General features: G+C 70.1%; 19 protein-coding genes. 15 read left to right on the forward strand and 4 right to left on the reverse strand.

Going from position 1 to position 19,983, the window contains the following annotated elements:
- Positions 1-19 precede the first annotated feature (19 nt).
- The gene (locus tag M8859_RS28090; RefSeq protein ID WP_236565532.1) at positions 20-838 is read right to left on the reverse strand and encodes a carbonic anhydrase; all 819 of its coding nucleotides are present in this window, start codon (positions 836-838) and stop codon (positions 20-22) included.
- Positions 839-1,229: 391 nt separating this feature from the next.
- Entirely contained in the window at positions 1,230-1,940 is a 711-nt protein-coding gene (locus M8859_RS28095) for a hypothetical protein (protein ID WP_195071440.1), read from the reverse strand.
- A 129-nt stretch (positions 1,941-2,069) separates the two neighbouring features.
- On the opposite strand from M8859_RS28095, the gene M8859_RS28100 reads away from it, so the two are divergent.
- From M8859_RS28100 to M8859_RS28160, 13 genes are all read left to right on the forward strand, one after another.
- Positions 2,070-3,116, forward strand: a complete 1,047-nt coding sequence (locus M8859_RS28100; protein ID WP_249645061.1) for a FecCD family ABC transporter permease — start codon at positions 2,070-2,072, stop codon at positions 3,114-3,116.
- Complete coding sequence (locus tag M8859_RS28105) at positions 3,113-4,204, forward strand: FecCD family ABC transporter permease (RefSeq protein ID WP_236565531.1); 1,092 nt, start codon at positions 3,113-3,115, stop codon at positions 4,202-4,204. Before M8859_RS28100 ends, M8859_RS28105 begins: the two co-directional genes overlap by 4 nt.
- Complete coding sequence (locus M8859_RS28110; protein ID WP_159926357.1) at positions 4,201-5,100, forward strand: ABC transporter ATP-binding protein; 900 nt, start codon at positions 4,201-4,203, stop codon at positions 5,098-5,100. The genes M8859_RS28105 and M8859_RS28110 overlap by 4 nt, the downstream gene beginning before the upstream one ends.
- A 71-nt stretch (positions 5,101-5,171) precedes the next feature.
- Complete coding sequence (locus M8859_RS28115) at positions 5,172-5,570, forward strand: BlaI/MecI/CopY family transcriptional regulator (RefSeq protein WP_040866505.1); 399 nt, start codon at positions 5,172-5,174, stop codon at positions 5,568-5,570.
- A gap of 49 nt (positions 5,571-5,619) precedes the next feature.
- Positions 5,620-6,558 (forward strand): M56 family metallopeptidase, encoded by a 939-nt coding sequence (locus M8859_RS28120; protein WP_159926355.1) that lies wholly within the window; start codon positions 5,620-5,622, stop codon positions 6,556-6,558.
- Between the two features lie 179 nt (positions 6,559-6,737).
- Entirely contained in the window at positions 6,738-8,324 is a 1,587-nt protein-coding gene (locus tag M8859_RS28125; RefSeq protein ID WP_159926353.1) for a DEAD/DEAH box helicase, read from the forward strand.
- Positions 8,325-8,328: 4 nt separating this feature from the next.
- Positions 8,329-9,174 (forward strand): DMT family transporter, encoded by an 846-nt coding sequence (locus tag M8859_RS28130; protein WP_249645062.1) that lies wholly within the window; start codon positions 8,329-8,331, stop codon positions 9,172-9,174.
- 55 nt (positions 9,175-9,229) lie between these two features.
- Positions 9,230-10,666 carry a GuaB1 family IMP dehydrogenase-related protein gene (locus M8859_RS28135; protein ID WP_159926349.1) on the forward strand — a complete coding sequence of 479 codons (1,437 nt, stop codon included), beginning with the start codon at positions 9,230-9,232 and terminating at the stop codon, positions 10,664-10,666.
- Positions 10,667-10,910: 244 nt separating this feature from the next.
- Entirely contained in the window at positions 10,911-12,293 is a 1,383-nt protein-coding gene (locus M8859_RS28140; protein WP_195071439.1) for a hemolysin family protein, read from the forward strand.
- Entirely contained in the window at positions 12,286-13,350 is a 1,065-nt protein-coding gene (locus M8859_RS28145; protein WP_195071438.1) for a hemolysin family protein, read from the forward strand. Before M8859_RS28140 ends, M8859_RS28145 begins: the two co-directional genes overlap by 8 nt.
- A gap of 28 nt (positions 13,351-13,378) precedes the next feature.
- Entirely contained in the window at positions 13,379-14,299 is a 921-nt protein-coding gene (locus tag M8859_RS28150; protein WP_249645063.1) for a 3-methyladenine DNA glycosylase, read from the forward strand.
- A gap of 143 nt (positions 14,300-14,442) precedes the next feature.
- Positions 14,443-16,020 (forward strand): LVIVD repeat-containing protein, encoded by a 1,578-nt coding sequence (locus M8859_RS28155; protein WP_321212610.1) that lies wholly within the window; start codon positions 14,443-14,445, stop codon positions 16,018-16,020.
- A gap of 2 nt (positions 16,021-16,022) precedes the next feature.
- Complete coding sequence (locus tag M8859_RS28160; protein WP_249645064.1) at positions 16,023-16,664, forward strand: DUF305 domain-containing protein; 642 nt, start codon at positions 16,023-16,025, stop codon at positions 16,662-16,664.
- Between the two features lie 8 nt (positions 16,665-16,672).
- On the opposite strand, the gene M8859_RS28165 is transcribed toward M8859_RS28160, so the two are convergent.
- A complete protein-coding gene (locus M8859_RS28165; RefSeq protein WP_249645065.1) occupies positions 16,673-17,431 on the reverse strand; it encodes an NAD(P)H-dependent oxidoreductase in 759 nt (252 codons plus the stop codon).
- A gap of 181 nt (positions 17,432-17,612) precedes the next feature.
- On the opposite strand from M8859_RS28165, the gene M8859_RS28170 reads away from it, so the two are divergent.
- Together M8859_RS28170 and M8859_RS28175 are read left to right on the forward strand one after the other, a co-directional pair.
- A complete protein-coding gene (locus tag M8859_RS28170; protein ID WP_159926320.1) occupies positions 17,613-18,347 on the forward strand; it encodes a PaaI family thioesterase in 735 nt (244 codons plus the stop codon).
- A gap of 46 nt (positions 18,348-18,393) precedes the next feature.
- Positions 18,394-19,293, forward strand: a complete 900-nt coding sequence (locus M8859_RS28175) for a hypothetical protein (RefSeq protein ID WP_249645066.1) — start codon at positions 18,394-18,396, stop codon at positions 19,291-19,293.
- Here M8859_RS28175 and M8859_RS28180 read toward each other — a convergent pair.
- Positions 19,287-19,802 carry a hypothetical protein gene (locus M8859_RS28180; RefSeq protein ID WP_159926318.1) on the reverse strand — a complete coding sequence of 172 codons (516 nt, stop codon included), beginning with the start codon at positions 19,800-19,802 and terminating at the stop codon, positions 19,287-19,289. The genes M8859_RS28175 and M8859_RS28180 overlap by 7 nt on opposite strands.
- Between the last annotated feature and the right edge of the window lie 181 nt (positions 19,803-19,983).

Here is a 19,983-nt window from a genome sequence, read left to right on the forward strand (position 1 = left end):
ACGGCCCGCCGTCGCGGCCTCACCCGCCGGCAAGCGTGATCGGACGCCCGTTCAACGGCTGAGTCGGCCGATTGCTGTGCGCGAACAGCGTCCGGTACCGCTCCGCGTCGGCGGGGTCCACCGCGACCGGACTGCCGAGCACCGTCCACGAGACGCCCTCGCTGCACGGAGGGGTGGTGAGTGAACCCTCGTACCGGTACTGGTCGACGACGGCCGGCAACAGCGAGCGCAGGTCTATCGGGCCCGGCACGATGGGTCCGACGTCCACCGCTCGCGGCGCGACCGAGAGGATCGGCGCGTAGGCCGAGGGTCCCGGTGTGGCTTGCAGCAGCACGCCCAGCACGGCCAGCTTGCCCGTGGCGCTCTTGTGCACGAAGTGCGCTTCCATCGTGGTGCCCACGCCGTCCACGGTGTGCTCACTGGGCAGATGGAAATGGAACTGCGCGAGTTCGAACGGCACGCCGTCGACCATGACGCGGTTTCCGTTGCCCGGTCGCAGATTCGCCTGCACGGTGTGCCCGTTGTTCCGCAGCGTCACCGCGGGCACCGAGTGATAGTCGATGACGATGTGCTCGGACGACTCGAGCAGGGCGTGACTGGGCAGGTCGACGGGTGACTGCTGATGGCCGCTCTTGCAGGTCAGATAGTCCCGGTCCAGCTCAGCCCAATGGTCGGGCCCCTCGGCGTCGTAGTCCCAGTGCGGCGCGGCGTGCGGAGTCGGCTGGGCTGGACCGGTCCCCTCCCGCTCGCCGGCACCACAGGCGGGCAGGACGAGTACCGCGACAGCGGCCAGCGCGGCCGCGATCGAACGGGGACGGGACGGTCTGATGGTGAGCAAGTCGGTACAACCCCTCGAACTACCGTTGAGCCGCCGCGAACGCCGGTGACTCCGGCGGCGTCATCGGGACTCGGAGATAGGGCGCGCGACGATGCGCGCCGATGGTCGTGACACGGCACCGAGCGCAGCCGCGGCGTGGCGGTGACCTGCCGACGGCGGCCCGGACATCCAATGCTCCTGATGTGCAGGGTGTTCGGCGTTCGTGTCGGCGTCAGCGTAGATCCGAGACATGACGGCACGCCAGAGCCGAGCGGCGCGACATAGTTCACAGCGGGATACAGAGCGGCGGGCCCCACAAGGAGTGGAGCCCGCCGCGGCAAGGGATCGGGGGTCACCGCAGCCCTCGGGACTCTCACGCGATCCGTACGCCGAGAAGTAGTATAGGTCAGGCTTACCTAACTAAGCAAGACCCCGACCGGCGCACCGGCAGCCCCCGCTCGGCCATCGCCGCCAGCAGTCCCTGACCGCGCCGCGCACCGGCGGCGGAATCGGTCCGCGCCAGATCCGGCACGTAAGTCGATGCGCCCGCGACGGATTCACCCACCAGCGACCAGAACCGCCGGGCGCTCAGCCCCGAGCAGCGCGCCATGTTCTGCTGGACGACGGTCAGCGCGGACTCGCAGCGATGCGCCAGCCAGATGTACATCGCCTCCACGCAAGGCAGCGTGACCACACCCGGCCCGCCCGCCAGCGGATCGCCATCGACCACGCGAATCGTGGTGTCCGACAGGCCTGCCCAGTCGATTCCGCCGTCGTTGTCGGTATGGATCCAGAGATTCTCCAACCCCGGGTCCCACGCCCGCTCCTCCGCGACGAGCAGCGCGACCACCCGTCCCACGATCGCGTGGATGAGTGCTGTGGCAACCACTTCCGCTGCGATGTCGGCGCTGATCATCTCCGCCGCGTGCCGCCGGTACATGAGTTCGACCCGCCCCTCGCGCACTCCGTCCGCCAGCTGCCACCAGCGTCGTTTCCCCTGCTCGGCCATCGCCGCGACCGCGTATACCCGAGGATGTTCCGGTTGCAGCGTGCGAAGCCGGGCGCAGGCGCGTCCGAACGCCGTCATCGATCGATGTTCTGGCGTGGTGATGAGCTCGGTCATCGAACCTCCTCCGGGATCGGCTCCGTCGCAGGGCGCGGCGGACACTCGGCCATGCCCGTGTAGCGAAAGATAGGTTAGGCTTACCAGACCCAGCAACCATACCGCTGATTCCAGGAGCAGTTCGACGCCGTGACCCCTCTTGCCACCGTGAGGCGGCGACGTCTTTCCGGACTCCTCGTCTCGACCGTCCTGCTCCTGCTCGCCGTACTCGCCGGTGTCGCGGTCGGCGCGCGCTCCCTCGCGCCGGCAACCGTGTACGACGCCGTGCACCACGCGCTCACCTGCCCCGGCGGACCCTTCACCTGCGCGGCGGGGTCCACCGAAGAGCAGATCGTGCGCGGACTGCGCCTCCCTCGCACCGCGCTGGCGCTCGTCTGCGGGGCCGCCCTCGGCATCGCGGGCGCGCTGATCCAGGGTTACACCCGCAACCCGCTCGCCGACGCCGGATTGCTCGGACTCAACGCGGGCGCGGCGTTTCTCGCGGCGCTGAGCGTGTACCTGTTCGCCTTCACCGCGCCGGAGCAATACATCTGGCTCGCGTTCGCCGGAGCGCTGATCGCCGGGCTGGTGGTGTTCGGGACCTCGTCCGTCGGCGGCGGTAAGGCGAACCCGCTGAGCCTGGTGCTCGCGGGCGCAGCCGTCACCGCGTTCCTCCAGGCGATGACGAACGCGGTAGTGCTGTTCGACGCGTCGGCGCTGGACACCTACCGGTTCTGGGTGATCGGCACGGTCGCAGGCCGCGACGCGGCGGTGTTCTGGCAGGTACTTCCGTTCCTGGCGGCCGGCATGCTGCTGGCTGTGGCGGCAGCGCCGGGACTGAATCTGCTCGGCCTCGGCGACGACGTCGCTCGCGGGCTCGGCGTGCATGTGGGCCGGAGCCGGGCGCTCGGCCTCGCGGCCGTCGTGCTGCTGGCGGGCGCGGCGACGGCGGCGGTCGGGCCGATCGCGTTCCTGGGCTTGGTCGTCCCGCATCTCGCGCGGGTCGTCACCGGACCGGACTATCGCTGGCTGGTCCCCTACTCCGGCATTCTCGGCGCGTTGCTGTTGTTGCTCGCCGACGTGGCCGGTCGGTTGGTGACCCGACCCGGGGAGCTGGAGGTCGGGGTGATGCTGGCCTTGCTCGGCGTGCCGTTGTTCCTCGCGTTCGTGCGGCGGCGAAAGTTGGTGGATCTGTGACGATTTCGCTGCGAAACACGAGCGCGCGGCCCGCACTGCGCGTCGGACCGGTGTCGGCGGTGCTGCGGCCGCGGATGGTGCTGATCGTCGCGGCACTGATCGTGCTGGCGTTCGGACTGTTCTGCCTGGACATCGCGGTGGGCGAGTCCCCTCTGCCGCTCGGGCGCGTGCTGGACGTGCTGACCGGCGGCGGCACCCGGGCACAGCGGTTCATCGTGCTGGAATCCCGGCTGCCGCGCGCGCTGACCGCGCTGGTGGTGGGGCTGGCGCTCGGACTCGCGGGCGCGATCACCCAATCCATCCTGCACAACCCGCTGGCCGCCCCGGACATGCTCGGCATCACCACGGGAGCGAGCCTGGGCGCGGTCGTGGTGCTGGTCGGCACCGGCGGTGCGACCACCGGACTGGCCGCCTCCCTCGGCGCTCCGCTGGCCGCGATGACGGGCGGCCTGCTCACCGCGGTGGCCGTCTACCTGCTCGCCTGGGGACGCACGTCCACCGGCGCGTACGGCGCCACCGGGCTGCGGCTGGTGCTGATCGGCGTCGGCGTCAACGCGCTGCTGATGGCGGGCATCAGCTGGCTGCTCACCCGCGCCAACCTGATCGACGCGCAGCGCGTGCAACTGTGGTTGAACGGATCGCTCAACGCGGCCGACTCCGCGCACCTGGCGCCCGTCGCGATCGCCGCGGGCGCCGCCGCGCTCGTCGCACTGGGCTCCGCCCGCACACTGGCCGCGTTGCGCCTCGGCTCGGACACCACCCGAGCGCTCGGGGTGCGGATCCAGACCCAGCAGGCCGTCCTGATCGGCGCGGCCGTCGTGGCGGCTTCGGTCGCCACCGCCTCCGTCGGACCGGTCGGGTTCGTCGCCCTCGCCGCGCCGCAGATCGCGCGACGCGTTCTGAGCACTCCGGGCGAACCGCTCGTCGGCTCCGCCGTGGTCGGGGCCATCCTGGTGGTCGGCTCGGATGTCGCCTCCCGGACGCTGTTTCCGGTCGACCTGCCCGTCGGCGTCGTGACCGCGGCATTCGGCGGCCCGTTCCTGCTGTACCTGCTCGTGCGTATGAACCGGAAGGCGACGCTGACATGACGATCGCGGACATCACCACCTCCGAAGCCGAGGCACCGGCGAGCGCGACGGGCCACCGGCTCGGCGCCGAGGGGGTCACCCTCGGTTACGGCGACCGGGTGATCGTCGACGGACTGAGCTTGGCAATCGCCCCGGGCGTGGTCACGACCGTGATCGGGCCCAACGGTTGCGGAAAGTCCACCCTGCTGCGTTCGCTCGGCCGTCTGCTGCGCCCGCGCCACGGCCGGGTCCTGTTGGACGGCAAGGCCATTTCGACGATGAAGACCAAGGACGTCGCCCGCATCGTCGGCATGCTGCCGCAGTCGCCGGTCGCCCCGGAAGGACTCACCGTCGCCGATCTGGTCGCGCGCGGACGCCATCCCCACCAGTCCTGGTTCCGGCAATGGTCGGACACCGACGAATCCGAGGTGACGACGGCACTGGAACAGACCGGGATCGCCGACCTGGCCGACCGCGCGCTCGACGAGCTGTCCGGCGGACAGCGCCAGCGCGCGTGGATCTCGATGGCGCTGGCCCAGGGCACCGACATCCTGCTGCTCGACGAGCCGACCACCTACCTGGATCTGGCGCACTCCATCGAGGTACTCGACCTCGTCGACCGGTTGCACGCCGATCTGGGGCGCACCGTCGTCATGGTGCTGCACGATCTGAATCTCGCGATCCGCTACAGCGACCAGCTCGTCGTCATGCACGACGGACGCGTCGTGGCCACGGGGGCCCCGGGCGAGGTGGTGTCGGTCGAGCTGCTGCGCGAGGTGTTCGAGCTGGACGCCACGGTGCTCGAGGACCCGGTGTCGGGGCGGCCGATGATCGTGCCGATCGGCGCCAGGCACGTGCGCGGGAAGGTCGGTGGACCGGCTGCCGCGACCCCGGAATCCGCGCCCTATGAGAAATGACACACCAGCTATTTCATGGTTACGACACCCTGTAGTACGCATCGGCGTCGTTGAGTACCTAAAATTGTGGGATGGCAGGTCTTGGTGAACTCGAGAAAGCGGTCATGGACCAGTTGTGGTCGGCCGACGAACCACAAACGGTCCGGCAGGTGCACGAGGCGCTCGCCGCACGCCGTGAGCTCGCGTACACCACGGTGATGACCGTGCTGCAACGACTCGCGAAGAAGAACCTCGTGGTCCAGCGGCGCGACGACCGGGCGCACCGCTACGCACCCGTGCACACTCGCGACGAGCTCGTGGCCAGTCTGATGGTCGACGCGCTGCAACAGGCCGACGCGGCGGGCAGCCGCGCCGCCGCGCTGGTGCACTTCGTGGAACAGGTAGGCAAGGACGAGGCTGCCGCTCTCCGCGAAGCACTCGCTAAGCTCGAAGCAACCGAGGACGAGGACTCGGCGCCACCGCCGCAGTAGACGTAGACTCCTCGGGCGCCCTGGCCCCACAACGCAGTGAGCTGAGTCGATGAACGCAACCGCGCCGGTCTTCGCCGGACTGGCATTGCTTCTCGCGGGGCCTGCCCCGGCCTTGCTCAGCCGGGCGAGGTGGACCTATCGGACGCCCCGCGCAGCGCTGGTGCTCTGGCAGGCCATCGCGCTCGCCGCCGTGCTCAGCGCGTTCGGCTCGGGGCTGGCCATCGCCGCCGAACTGCTCGTACCCGGCCCCGACGGCCGCCCGACCACCGCGCCGACCAGGGAGATCGACGCGCTCGGCCTGCCGCTGTGGCTGGCGTACGTGTTCGTCTTCGCGCTCACGCTGCTGATCGGCGCCCGGCTGATCTACGCGATCATCCGGGTCGGCGTGCACACCCGCAGGCGGCGGGCGCGTCACCGCATGCTCGTCGACCTGCTCGACCAGAGCGGTCCGCACCGGCGGGCGGCCGACATCCGGGTCTTGGCCGCCACCGAGCCCATCGCCTACTGCCTGCCCGGCCTGCGCCAGCGCGTGGTGCTCAGCGAAGGCACCCTGACCAACCTCGCCGACGCCGAGATCACCGCCATCGTCAGCCATGAGCGTTCGCACCTGCGCGCCAGGCACGATCTCGTACTGGAAGCGTTCACGGCGGTGCACGAGGCCTTCCCCAGGGTGGTGCGCAGCAAGGCCGCGCTCGGCTCGGTCAAACTGCTCATCGAGTTGCTCGCCGACGACTCGGCCGTCAAGGTCACCGGCCCGAAACCGCTGGCCCGCGCCCTCGTCGCGTGCGCGAAATCCACCGCCCCGCAAGGCGCGCTCGCCGCGGGCGGCCCCACCACGCTGATCCGCATCCAGCGGCTCAGCGAGCGGATCGGCGACATCCGCATCGCCGCGGCCGCCTACCTCGGCTCGGCGGCCATTCTGGTGGTGCCGACGCTGGCCGTGGCCGTACCCTGGCTGGTGGAACTGAGTCGGCTGTTCCACGGCTGATTCGCGGACACGTATCCTGGACGTTCGGCTGACCTTCGGCCGGCCACACCTCTCGCTCCACCCGGCGCGCGTCATCGCCCGCGCCGCAGCGCGGTGAACCGCATCGTGCACCGCTCTCCATCCCACCGAACAGCACGTTCGTGTCGAACGCGCTGTGCGACGAAAGGCACACCCACCTCGTGACCTCCTCGACCACCGTCGCCGCGGAGCCCACCGCGACCTTCGCGGATCTGGGCCTGCCCGCCGTGCTCATACAGGCACTGCGACGCGACGGCATCGAGACGCCGTTCCCGATCCAGGCCGCCACGGCGCCGGATGTCCTGGCAGCCAAGGACGTCCTCGGCCGCGGACCCACCGGTTCCGGGAAGACCCTGGCCTTCGGCCTCCCGATGCTCACCCGTCTGTCGGGCGGCGCGGCCAAGCCGGGCCGCCCGCGCGGACTCGTGCTGGTGCCGACCCGCGAACTGGCCGCGCAGATCGAGCGGGCGCTCGACGAACCGGCGCTCGCGCTCGGCCTGCGCGTCGCCGCGGTGGTCGGCGGCGCTCCGATCAAGCGCCAAGCCGACCGCCTTGCCCGCGGTGTCGACCTGCTCATCGCCACGCCCGGACGACTCGCCGACCTGATCGCGCAGGGGTCGGCCGACCTGTCCGACGTGATGATCACCGCCCTGGACGAGGCCGACCACATGGCCGATATGGGCTTCCTCCCGCAAGTGACCAAGCTGCTGGACCGCACCCCGCGCGACGGCCAGCGCCTGCTGTTCTCGGCCACCCTGGACGGGGAGGTCGACAAGCTGGTCAAGCGCTACCTGCGCTCGCCCGTGACGCATTCCACCGCGCCGCCCTCGGCGTCGGTCACCACGATGTCGCATCATCTGCTGTACGTCGGCGACAAAGTGGCCAAACGGAACGTCGCCACCGAGATCGCCGCACGCGACGGGCTGACCATCATGTTCGTCCGCACCAAGCACGGCGCCGACCGGCTCGCCAAACAACTGCGCGGCGCGGGCATCGCCGCGGGCGCGCTGCACGGCGGCAAGGCGCAGAACAACCGCACCCGCACCCTCGCGGCGTTCGCCGACGGCTCGGTGCCGGTGCTGGTCACCACCGATGTCGCGGCGCGCGGCATCCACGTCGACGGGATCTCTCTCGTCGTGCACGTCGATCCGCCGCCGGAGCCGAAGGCCTACCTGCACCGGGCCGGGCGCACCGCCCGCGCGGGCGAGGACGGCGTGGTCGTCACGCTGGTGATGGACGAAGAGCGCCGCGAGGTCGAGACGATGGCACGCAAGGCGGGCGTCGAAATCGACGGAGTCGCGGTGCGTCCCGGCGACAGCACACTGATCGCCATCACCGGCGCGCGCCGCCCGTCCGGCGTTCCGGTCGAGGCGGCGGCCGCGCCCGTACCCGTTGCTGCCACGGATCCGGCGAAAACCGCGCGGCGCAAGCCGGGTAGGCGCGCAGAGCACGCGCCGTCCGGTGGCCGCGGCGGGAAACAGTCCCGGGGCCGGTCGGGCGAGACGGGCCGCGCCGAGCCGGTCACCGCGCCCGCGCGCCGCCGTGGCAACGCGAAAGCCGCCACGGGCGGCACCGTGGTCCGCGGTGTGGGCTCGGGCAAGAGCACGCCCGCACGCGGATCGGGCACGACTAGCGGGTTCTCCAGCCGCGCCGCAAGTCCCGCCTCCGGCGACACGCCGGGGCGGACACGGCGACGCGCCGTACGAACCCAGCAGTCCCCGACCCGAGGCAATCGAACAGCAAACTAATCGGGTGTCGAGTCATCCGGCGGCCGCCGTCGTCTGCGCACTGCTCGCGGCGCTGCTGTTCGCGGTCGCCGCGGTCGCGCAACAACGCGCGGCGGCCGCGGTGCCCGAGGGCGAGTCGCTGGTTCGCGCGCTGCTGCGCAACCCGCGCTGGTGGGCAGGCGTCGGCGGCGACACGGGCGGATACGCCATGCAGGTCGCCGCGCTCGCCCTGGGCGCGGTCCTGCTGGTGCAGCCGATCCTGGTGAGCGCACTGGTCTTCGCGCTGCCGCTGTCCGCCCGGCTCAATCGCCGCCGCGTGACGCCGGGCACCTGGGCGACGGCGCTGGCGCTCACCGCCGCGCTGGCCTGCTTCCTGCTCGTCGGCAATCCGACGGCGGGCAATGCCGATGCGCCGCTGCGGGATTGGCTCCTACCGCTGGGCATTGTGCTCGGCCTGATCGCCGCCGCCACCGCGGCGGGCGTCACCGCGCACGACGCGGGATGGCGCGCGCTGCTGCTGGGCGCCGCCGCAGGCGCGCTGTACGGGCTCGCCGCCGCCCTCACCTCCTACGTCACCGACCTGTTCGAACACGGTCTCGGCCACGTGCTCGGCGGCTGGCAGACGTGGGCGCTGATCGCGGCCGGCGGCACCGGCGTGTACCTGCAGCAGCGCGCCTACCAAGCCGGGCCGCTGACCGCGTCGCTGCCCGCCCTCACCATCGCCGAGCCGCTGGCCGCGGCGTTCGTCGGTTTCGCGGTGCTGGACGAGCGGTTGCGCGCCGATGCGGCCGGGCTCGTCGTCGCGGCGGGCGCGGTGATCGTCATGTGCGCCGCCACCGTCTCGCTGTCCCGCTCCCAAGCGGCCGCCTGAGGCGGCTCGCGCGGAAGAGCCCGCGTCGATCGGCTCGGCGGATATGATCGGTCGAGTGCGCTTTCTCCCCGGTCATCAGCCGCCGTACGACCTGACCTACGACGACCTCTTCCTCGTCCCGAACCGGACGGACGTGGCGTCGCGCTTCGATGTCGATCTCTCGACCAGCGACGGGTCCGGCACCACCATCCCGATCGTCGTGGCCAACATGACCGCCGTCGCCGGGCGCAGAATGGCCGAGACCGTCGCCCGCCGCGGCGGCATCGTCGTCCTCCCCCAGGACCTGCCGATCACCGCGGCCGCCGACACCATCGCGTTCGTCAAGAGCCGCTCGCTCACCGCCGACACCCCCGTCACCCTCGACCCCGACCGCTCGGTCTCCGAGGCGGTGGCACTCATGCACAAGCGCGCGCACGGCGCGGTCGTGGTGGTCGACGCCGGCCGCCCGGTGGGTGTGGTCACCGAGGCCTCCTGCGCCGACGTCGACCGCTTCGCCCGGCTCCGGGAAGTCGCGGTGACCGATTTCGTGCGAGCCCCCGCGAGCACCACCCCGCGTGACCTGTTCGACCTGTTGCACGCAGAGCACGCCGACTTCGCCGTGCTCACCGCCGAGGACGGCACCCTCGCCGGGATGCTGACCCGCACCGGCGCCCTGCGCGCGGGCATCTACCAGCCCGCCGTCGACGCCGCGGGCAAGCTGCGCGTCGCGGCGGCGGTCGGCATCAACGGCGACGTGGCCGCCAAGGCCAAGTCACTGGTGGATTCGGGCGCCGACCTGCTCGTCATCGACACCGCGCACGGTCACCAGGCGAAAATGCTCGAAACCCTCGCGGCGGTGCGCGATCTCGGGCTCGGCGTTCCGTTGGTCGCGGGCAACGTCGTCTCCGCCGAAGGCACCAGGGATCTCGCGGAGGCGGGCGCGGACATCGTCAAGGTCGGTGTCGGGCCGGGCGCCATGTGCACCACCCGGATGATGACCGGCGTCGGCCGCCCGCAGTTCTCCGCGGTGGCCGAATGCGCCGCCGCCGCCGAGGAACTGGGCGTGCACATCTGGGCCGACGGCGGTGTGCGCCATCCCCGCGACGTGGCGCTCGCGCTGGCCGCGGGCGCGTCCAACGTGATGATCGGCTCCTGGTTCGCCGGTACCTACGAGTCCCCCGGCGATCTGCGCGTCGATCGCGACGGCAACGCGTACAAGGAGAGCTTCGGCATGGCCTCCAAGCGGGCCGTCGCCGCCCGCACCGCCTCCGACAGCGAATTCGACCGCGCGCGCAAGGGGCTGTTCGAGGAGGGAATCTCCAGTTCCCGGATGCGGCTGGACCCCGAGCGTCCCGGCGTCGAGGACCTGCTCGACCACATCTGCTCCGGCGTGCGCAGCGCCTGTACCTACGCGGGCGCCCGGACGCTGGCCGAATTCCACGACAAGGCGGTGCTCGGCGTGCAGTCCGCGGCCGGATTCGCCGAAGGACGCCCGCTGCCCAGCGGTTGGTGAGCGCCGACACGCGCATCGCACCGGTACCGGCCCACGCCGCTCGGCACGTGGGCCGGTAGCATGGTGGTTGCCGGACACCGGCACCACGACTCGTTTGCGAAAGGATCCAGTTGTCACCCGCGTCCGAGGGCGCCGTACAGGAGGGCTCCTCTAGCGAGCCGGGTGACGAACCCGGCGTCCCCCTCCCCGCAGTAGTCCTATTCCGCACAGGCCCCGTCCCAGCACCGTTCGGGTGGTGCTGAGGATGTCGATCGCGCTCACCGCGCTCAGCCTGATCGGGTTCATCGCACTCACCGTCGGCACGGCCCTGTTCGTCGCCGCCGAGTTCTCCCTCACCGCGCTGGAACGCAGCACCGTCGAGGCGCACGCCCGCAGCGGCGACGTTCGCGCCCGGATGGTCCGCAAGGCGCATCGCACCCTGTCGTTCCAGCTGTCGGGCGCCCAGCTCGGTATCACCATCACCACGCTGATCACCGGTTACATCGCCGAGCCGGTGCTGGCCAGGCTGCTGAATCCGGTGTTCACCGGCATTGGGCTGAGTGAATCCGCGGCACACGGCATCGCCCTCGCGCTCGCCCTCATCCTGGCCACCTCGCTGTCGATGATCTACGGCGAGCTGGTGCCCAAGAACATCGCCATCGCCAAGCCGCTGGCGACCGCCCGCGTCACCGCCGGACCGATGATCGCCTTCTCGGTGGGGTTCAAGTGGATGATCCACTTCCTCAACGGCACCGCCAACTGGGTGGTCCGCAGGCTCGGCGTCGAGCCCGCCGAAGAGTTGCGCTCGGCCCGCTCCCCGCAGGAACTCGGCTCCCTGGTGCGCACCTCCGCCTTGCGCGGGGCGCTGGACCAGCCCACCGCCCAGGTGATGGACCGCTCACTGCAGTTCGGCGAGCGCAGCGCCGAGGAACTGATGACGCCACGGGTGAAGATCGAATCGCTCGACAAGGACGACACCATCGCCGATCTCATCGACGCGGCGGGCCGCACCGGCTACTCCCGCTTCCCGGTGATCGACGGCGACCTCGACAACACTCTCGGCTTCGTGCACGTCAAGCAGGCGTTCACCCGGCCGGTGCACGCGCGCAGGACCATTCCCCTGCACCGGCTCGCCCAGCCCGTCCCGATCGTGCCCGCCAGCTTGGACGGCGACGAGGTGCTCGAACGCGTCCGCTCCGACGGCATGCAGGTCGCCCTTGTCGTGGACGAGTACGGCGGTACCGCGGGCCTGGTCACCATGGAGGACATCATCGAGGAGATCCTCGGCGACGTCCGGGACGAGCACGACGAGGAGGAGCGCGACGTGCGGCGCGTCTCCGACGGATGGGACTGCTCGGGGCTGCTGCGCATCGACGAGGTCTCCCGGGCGACCGGATACGACGCCCCGGAGGGCGAGTACGAGACGCTGGGCGGCCTCGTCCTGACCAAGCTCGGCCGCATCCCGGTGACGGGCGACGAAGTGGTGCTGCCGAATCCCCGTTCGCAGCAGTGGTCGATGACCGACAGCCACGACGAGGGCGGCTGGATCGCCCGAGTGGAGCGCATGGACGGACGGCGCATCGACCGGGTGCGGCTGATCCCGGTCGACGCAGACGCCCTCGCGACCAAGGAGCACAGCCATGGGTGATGTGTTCGGCGTACTGCTCACCATCGTGCTGCTGGCAGGCAACGCCTTCTTCGTCGCCGCCGAGTTCGCGCTCATCTCCGCCCGCCGCGACCGGCTCGAAGCGCTGGCCGCACAAGGCAAACGCAACGCGAACACCGTCATCCGGGCGGGTGAGAACCTCTCGATCATGCTCGCGGCCGCGCAACTGGGCATCACCATCTGCTCGATCCTGCTCGGCCGCGTCGGCGAACCCGCCGTCGCCCACCTGCTGGAGGGGCCGTTCGAGCTGATCGGCCTGCCCGATCAGCTGCTGCACCCGGTGGCGTTCGCCATCGCGCTGACCATCATCGTCATCCTGCACATCTTGTTCGGCGAGATGATCCCGAAGAACATCGCGCTGGCCGGGCCCGAACGCAGCGCGCTGCTGCTGGTGCCGCTGCACCTGATGTGGCTGCGGCTGGCCCGCCCGCTCATCGCGCTCTACAACCTGGCCGCCAACTTGTCGCTGCGCCTGCTGCGAATCGAGCCGAAGGACGAGCTGGAGGCCACCGTCTCGACGGTCGAGCTGGCCGAAATGATCGGCGAGTCCCGCTCCGAGGGGCTGCTCGACGAGGAAGAGCACCGCCGCCTCACGCAGGCCCTCGGCACCAGCGAGCGGGTGGTGGCCGACGTGATGGTGCCGCTGGACACGACCCGATCGATCCCGCTGCGCGGCAACGGCACCACGCTCGGCGACATCGAGTTCGCCGTCGCCGAAACCGGGTTCTCGCGCTTCCCCGTACGGGCGAGCGACGGCTCACTGGTCGGCTACCTGCACGTCAAGGACGTCCTGGACAAGGTCGCCGACGAGAGCGCCGGTCCCACAACGCCGATCCCGCGCACCGATATCCGCCCTCTGCCGACAGTGGGCATGGGCACCGCCCTCTACGAGGCGCTGGCGCGATTGCGCCGCACCAACAGCCATCTCGGCCGCGTGGTCGACGCCCGGGGCAACACGACCGGCATCGTCGCCCTGGAGGACTTGGTGGAGGAGTTCGTCGGCACCGTCCGAGACGGGACGCACCGGGTGGGCGAATGACGACCTCGGCACTGCGAGGGGTGGGGTGATGCGGGTGTTGCCCGGCGCGCTGTGGCGAGCATCCGCCGCCGCGCATCGGGCCCGGCTGGACGAGCTGGTCGGGCCTTATCTCGAGCGGCGGGCGCAAGGTTCGTCGCACCCGGTGATCGACTTCTTGTTCACCTACTACGGACACAAACCCGCCCAGTTGCGGCGCTGGCATCCGGGATACGGCATCGGCCTGGCGGATGCGGCCGAATACGACGGCGCTCGGGGATATCATCGCGTCGTCACCGGCAATCCCGCTGCGGACGACGTTTTCACGGCCGACCCCGCTTACCTGGACAAACGCCGCGACACCCTCGCGTTCGTCGCCGACCTGTTACGCGCCACCGCATCCCGGCCCGCGCAGCTGTCCTGCTTCGGCCTGCACGAATGGGCGATGGTGTATCGCACCGATGACATCCGCCACCAGAAGGTGCCGCTGCGACTCGGGCGAGCGGGAACCGACACCGTGGTCGAATCGATGTCGCTGCGGTGCACCCATTTCGACGCCTACCGCTTCTTCACGCCGGACGCCGTCGGCCGCAACGCCGAACCGCTCACCCGCGCCGACCAGCTCCGCCGCGAACAGCCGGGCTGCCTGCACGCGAACATGGACTTGTACAAGTGGGGCTTCAAGCTGGTCCCGCTGATCTCCTCGGCACTGGTGCTGGACTGTTTCGAGCTGGCCTGCGCCGCTCGCGAACTCGACATGCGCGCCAGCCCTTACGACCTCGCCGAGTTCGGCTACGAACCGGTTCGCATCGAGACCGCGGCGGGACGGGCGGAGTACGTCCGGGCTCAGTCCGCGTTGGCGCAGCGCGCAACCGGATTGCGCCGGACGTTCCTGAGTGTCTGCGACGACCTTCTGGCGTCGGACGTCGATTCCGCCGCGGTCGAGGGCGCCGGATCAGCTCAACCGTGCTGACAGCGGAAAACTTCGCGAATCCGAACCGGAATCGGCGAAACCCACACCGGAGTTGTTGAGCATCACTACCATTCAGTCAGCTCAGCGGTGACTGTCCCAGTCACTCTGGGTAGTCAACTCGAAAGACGAAGTTGGGGGTCGCGATGATGCGCCCATTGGCCAGTCTGTGCCGTGCCAAACCCTTGGCCCTGCTCACGATCGGCATGGTCACGGCCATGCTGCTGCCCGTGAGCGCCTCGGCGGATCCGCACTCGGAAATCCAGAACACACTGCGGGAATTTCTCGATGTCGGGCGCACCTCGGTGCCCCGCGCCGACTGCGGACCGGGCGCCGCACCCGAGAACGGCCTGCAAGGCGACGTCACCGCCGCGGACCGCGACAGTGGGCGCAGTACCCAGGGCTACCGGTGCAATATCTCCCTCGTCGGCGGCTACGCGGGGCGCGGCGCAGGCATCACTTCCACCAGCTTCGAGCACTGCGCCTACCTGGGCTCGTTCTTTCCCGGCGCCCTGATCAGCGAAGGACGCGGCGTCCAAGTGCTCGACGTGTCCGATCCGGCGACCCCGCGCCCGACGGCCACGCTGACCGAACCCGCCATGCTCGCGGGCACCTGGGAGAGCCTCAAGGTCAATACCAAACGGAAGCTGCTGGTCGGGACCGGTGTTCCGCTGCTCGCGGGCGTGGGCTACCTGTCGGTCTACGACGTCTCCGACTGCGCACATCCGAGGCTGCTCAATCCCGGCCCCGGCACGAATCCGGCGATGCCGCTGCCGATCATCACGCACGAGGGCGGCTTCTCGCCGGACGGCAACACCTACTGGGCCTCGGGGATCGCGCCCGGTTTCGTCAGCGCGGTCGACCTGTCCGACCCCGCCGACCCGCGCGTGGTGTGGCAGGGAGTGACCGGCATCGAGGCGCACGGGTTCGGCATCAGCCCCGACGGCAACCGGATGTATCTCTCCGCCCTCGGCGGGTTCACCGTCCTCGACATCAGCGCGGTGCAACGCCGCGATCCGAACCCGCAGGTGCACCACCTCGGCCGGGTGTTCTGGACCGACGGCTGGGCGACGCAGCACAGTGTTCCGGTCAGCTACGACGGCAAGCCCTACCTCTACACCGTCGACGAAGGCGGCTCCGGGGGCGTCAAACTCGTCGACATCTCCGACGACACCGCGCCCAAGGTAGTCAACAAGATCAAGCTCGAGATCAACCTGCCCCAGCACATCGACAGCAATATCGGCTCCGCCATGGGGGGTTCCGCCTTCGCCTACGAAGCGCACTACTGCGCCGCGGACCGGCAGGAGAACCCGACCGCCCTGGCATGCGGATGGGTGTCCTCCGGCATCCGGGTATTCGACGTCCGCGACCCCTACGCCATCCGCGAGATCGCCTACTACAACCCGCCCGCCCGCACCGGGCAGAACCTGAGCCTGTGGAACTCGCCGCACGCGCTCGCCTCCCTCATCGGCGTTCCGCTGATGAGCGCGCCTCCCGCCGTGCGCGCCGCACTGGAAGGACAATTCCACCCGCTGGACGCCACGACCCCGCGCACCGGTCGTCTCGCCTTCGGCGACGTGTCCACCGACTGGTGTTTCTCGCCGCCGGAATGGCGCGGTTCGCAGCTCTACGTCGCGTGCTCGGACAACGGATTCATGGTGCTGCAACTGGACAACGACGTGTATTCGCCTCCGGCGGACCAGCGGTCGATCGTCGGGTCGTAGTGATGCGGCACTGGGCGCGAACCGCGGCCCTGGCTTCGGCGGCCTTCGCGCTGCTCGTGCTCGGCGCCGGGCTGCGGCCACTGATGTTTCCGGAGCATCCCGCCGCGACAACGCTTCTCGACGAGATCGAGATCGGCTTCGTCCAGGATATGACCGTCCATCACCAGCAGGCGCTGCTCATGGCGCAGCGGCTCGACCGCTCGGTCGATCCGGCGATCGCCCGGTTGGCCGAGCAGCTCGACCGCACCCAGCGCATGGAGATCGGCACCATGCTCGGCTGGCTGCGCCTGGCGGACGCGGCCCCGAGCTCCGCGCACCCGATGGCGTGGATGCACACCGCAGCCGCGCATCGGCACCCGGCAGCGGTCGCACCGACCGCCCCCGCACCGGTCATGCCCGGGATGGCGAGTACCGCGGAGCTGGATGCGTTGGCCGCCGCACGAGGCCGCGACGCGGAAGTCCTCTTCCTCCAGTTGATGTTTCGTCACCACCGAGGCGGAATCGCGATGGCCGAGGCCGCCGACGATCGTCTCCACTCCGGACCGGTCAAGGAGATCGCGCGTTCCATGATCCACGGGCAAGGCCAGGAAGCGGGGATGATGGGGCTGATGCTCACCCAGCGCGGGGCGGCCCCACTGCCCTGACCGCCGGGTCACGACGCCACATGCAGCCCGAATCCGGTCGCGCCTCGCCTCTCGCGCCCAGGCTCGAGACGCAAACTCCGGTCGTAGTCGCCCCCGCTCTGCGGGCGGTAGCGGATCGGCTCCAGCTCCGCCAGATCCGTCATCCGCTGCCGAAGGTCGTGGGCGACCTCGTCGAAGCGCGCGGAGCCGAGCCCGATCGTGCCGTGCACCAGAAACGGCGGCAGCACGTCCATGCCGGTGTAGTAGAGAATGCCGTGGTGGATGGGGAACAGCAGATCATCGACCGGGCCGTTGATTCCGCGATCGGAGTACGACGGCTGCTTGCCCCCGACCGAGACCACGAGCATCGCACGCCTGCCCGCCAGTACGCCCGCCCCGTATCTGGGCAGCGCCTTGCCTCCGGCGCCATAAGCGAAATCGCAGGTGAGGACGCGGTCCACCCACCCCTTCATGATCGCGGGCATGCCGAACCACCACAGCGGGAAATGCAGGACGACGGCGTCGGCCCACAGCAGCTTCTCCTGCTCGACGCGGATGTCGGGACTCAGCGTCCCGCCGCGGTAGGCCACGCCCGAGGCCAGCATGAAGTTGGGCTCCTCGACCCCGCCGAAATCGTCGGTGTCGGCGGCGGCCTTCCAGCCCATCGCGTAGAGGTCGGTGATCCGCACCTCGTGTCCGTCCGCCCGCAACTGGCCCACGGCAACGTCTTTCAGCGAGCCGGTGAGTGAGTCCGGCTTCGGGTGGGCGTACACGACCAGTACGTTCATTCCGGCTTTCGTCACGTCTCGGCGCAACAGCATCGAGCGCGCGGGAATTCCGGCCTGCCGCTGACCTGCGCGGACATGACGCGACTCGGCGTGGCCGCGTCGCCTGGCCGGTCGCCCGGCAACAAACCGTTCGTTCCGCGCGGGTATCGTCGGCGCAACGGCCGCAGAGATTGGGCGAGAGATGATTCGGACCGATGCGTTCACGGTGCCCGCGCATGTGCGCGGCTATCCGGGGGTGGCCTTCGGCGGGTACGTGGCAGGGCTGCTGGCCGCGGCGAGTGGCGCCGCGGAGGTGCGCGTCGACTTCCGGCGCAGAATCGCCGTGGACACCCCCGTAATGCTGGCCGCCGACGACTCCGGCGGCGCGAGCCTCACCGACCCGGACGGCGAAGTCCTCGCTGAAGCGTCCGTGTCGACGCTTGCGGTCACGCCGCGGCCCGCGCCTTCCTGGACGCAAGCCCGAGCCGCAGGAGCGACCGCCGATGCGCTGCGCAAGATGAGCCGCTGCTACGGCTGCGGCGCCGCCTGCGCGCCGGGCCGTGGCCTGCGCCTGTCGCCCTGGGCGATGTCCACGCACGACATGGTCGTCGCCGCCTGGACACCCGATCCCGCTCTCGGCGGCCCCGATGGCCTCCTTTCCACCGAGAACGTCTGGGCCGCTCTGGATTGTCCCGGCGGCTGGGCAGCGATGGCTCTGCGTGACATGCAGCCGGGAGCGGTCACCGCCGCCCTCACCGCCACGCAGCTCGAGCCCGTCCGCACCGGCGACCCCTACCTCTCCTACGGCTGGCCCATCTCCGAGAACGGCCGGAAACACACGGTCGGCGTAGCACTGGCCCGAGCCGACGGCACCCTCTGCGCGCTCGCCGAAGCCCTCTGGATCGAACCGCGCCAACCGCTGCCCTTCGAATGGTGACCCACCTCATCCGAACCTGTCGGTGGCTATCGGTACCGTCCCCGCCATGCCCTCGTCGGTACACGAAGTCCTCATCGAATTGGTCCGGCGCAGACCGACTTTGGTCGCCGAACTCCTGATCTCCACACTCGGGCTATCCCTTCCCGAATTCGATCACGCACGGGTCGATTCGGGCGACCTACCGGACATCGAACCGACCGAGTATCGCGCGGACCTGGTGGTCACGCTCACCGAGGCCGAGGTCCCTGTCCTCGGCATCGTCGTCGAGGTGCAACTGCAACGCGACGACGACAAAGCGTGGAGCTGGCCGGTCTACCTGACGACTCTGCGAGCTCGCCTGCGCTGCCTGGTCCTGCTCGTCGTCGTGTGCCCGAACGAGCGCGCCGCAGGCCACTGCCGCCGTCCGATCACTGTCGCGCCCGGATTCACCCTGTCGCCGATGGTTCTCAGCCCGGCCAACGTGCCCGTCGTCAGCGATACCTCCACCGCGCTCGCGCGCCCCGACCTGGCCGCCCTGTCCGCCATTGCCCACCGCAACGACCCGGAACGCGATTCGATTCTCACCGCCCTCGCCGCGACAGCGCACGACTCCGCGGACGGCAAAAGGTACATTGACCTGGTACTGGCCGCACTGCCCAAAGCAGCGGCCCGGCACTTCCTGGAGATGCTGATGACGACAGACACGTCCCCGTACTACAGCCAGTACTTCAAGCAGCTGTACGCCGACGGCATAACCGAAGGAATCGCCCAGGGCAAAGCCGAAGGTAAAGCCGAAGGAGAGGCCAAAGCACTGCTGACCGTCCTCGCGGCCCGCGGATTCGACGTCCCCGCAGCGCTGGCCTCCGACATCAACGCCTGCACCGATGACGCCCGCCTCACCGCCTGGATCACCCGCGCCGCCACGGCCCACACGCTCGAGGAGGTTTTCGGCGATCGGGATCAGTGAGTGTCGACGAACCGGTACCACTGGCCGTCGAAGGCGGCGTATTCGATGCCGTTGGTGGCCGGTGGACCGAGATGGGGCGGGGTGGCCGGGTCGCGGAAGTAGGCGAAGCCTTCCGAATTCGAGTCTCCCGCTTGGGTGTAGAACAGGCAGCCGCCGTCGCGGGGCGTGATGAAGGTGATGGTGTAGACGCCCAGACGGCCGCGGTGGCCGGGGTGGGCGCAGTCGAGGGCCTGGTCTTCGAGGATGCCGCGCGACAGCCGCCATCCGGTGTCCTCCGGGACGTCGTAGAGCGTCAGCGCCACGAGTACGCCGATGAGCACGGGCGAGGCGAGACTGTGGAACAGCGCGCGGTAGCGCAGCAGGCCGAGCAGTCCGAACAGGACGGCGATCCCGCCGAGCACACCGAGGACCACCCACAGCACGACGAGGGTCGGAAACGTGCCCTCGGCGGCGAGTTGCCAGAACAGCGCCGCGCAGCAGAGCGCGACCAAGGCGGTCAGCAGCCCCATCCACAAGACGAACCAACGAGGAATACGTGACCGTGTGCGCGACGACCCTGCGGAGTTCACGTGTTCAAGATACGAGGGGTCGCGGTTTCGCGCGCGGGATCGGTGACGAAAGCGCCCGGCCCGTGGCCGGTCACGGCGACGCGGCGGTCAGGACAGCGGCGACGAAAGCCGCGGGACCGGT

The sequence above is a fragment of the Nocardia sputi genome (genome assembly GCF_023501985.1).

Coding starts and splice junctions, on each gene's coding strand:
- M8859_RS28095 (WP_195071440.1), bottom strand. CDS start 1,940: ATGACCGAGCTCATCACCACGCCAGAACATCGATCGATGACGGCGTTC.
- M8859_RS28110 (WP_159926357.1), top strand. CDS start 4,201: ATGACGATCGCGGACATCACCACCTCCGAAGCCGAGGCACCGGCGAGC.
- M8859_RS28115 (WP_040866505.1), top strand. CDS start 5,172: ATGGCAGGTCTTGGTGAACTCGAGAAAGCGGTCATGGACCAGTTGTGG.
- M8859_RS28120 (WP_159926355.1), top strand. CDS start 5,620: ATGAACGCAACCGCGCCGGTCTTCGCCGGACTGGCATTGCTTCTCGCG.
- M8859_RS28140 (WP_195071439.1), top strand. CDS start 10,911: ATGTCGATCGCGCTCACCGCGCTCAGCCTGATCGGGTTCATCGCACTC.
- M8859_RS28145 (WP_195071438.1), top strand. CDS start 12,286: ATGGGTGATGTGTTCGGCGTACTGCTCACCATCGTGCTGCTGGCAGGC.
- M8859_RS28150 (WP_249645063.1), top strand. CDS start 13,379: ATGCGGGTGTTGCCCGGCGCGCTGTGGCGAGCATCCGCCGCCGCGCAT.
- M8859_RS28155 (WP_321212610.1), top strand. CDS start 14,443: ATGATGCGCCCATTGGCCAGTCTGTGCCGTGCCAAACCCTTGGCCCTG.
- M8859_RS28160 (WP_249645064.1), top strand. CDS start 16,023: ATGCGGCACTGGGCGCGAACCGCGGCCCTGGCTTCGGCGGCCTTCGCG.
- M8859_RS28165 (WP_249645065.1), bottom strand. CDS start 17,431: ATGAACGTACTGGTCGTGTACGCCCACCCGAAGCCGGACTCACTCACC.
- M8859_RS28170 (WP_159926320.1), top strand. CDS start 17,613: ATGATTCGGACCGATGCGTTCACGGTGCCCGCGCATGTGCGCGGCTAT.
- M8859_RS28175 (WP_249645066.1), top strand. CDS start 18,394: ATGCCCTCGTCGGTACACGAAGTCCTCATCGAATTGGTCCGGCGCAGA.
- M8859_RS28180 (WP_159926318.1), bottom strand. CDS start 19,802: ATGGGGCTGCTGACCGCCTTGGTCGCGCTCTGCTGCGCGGCGCTGTTC.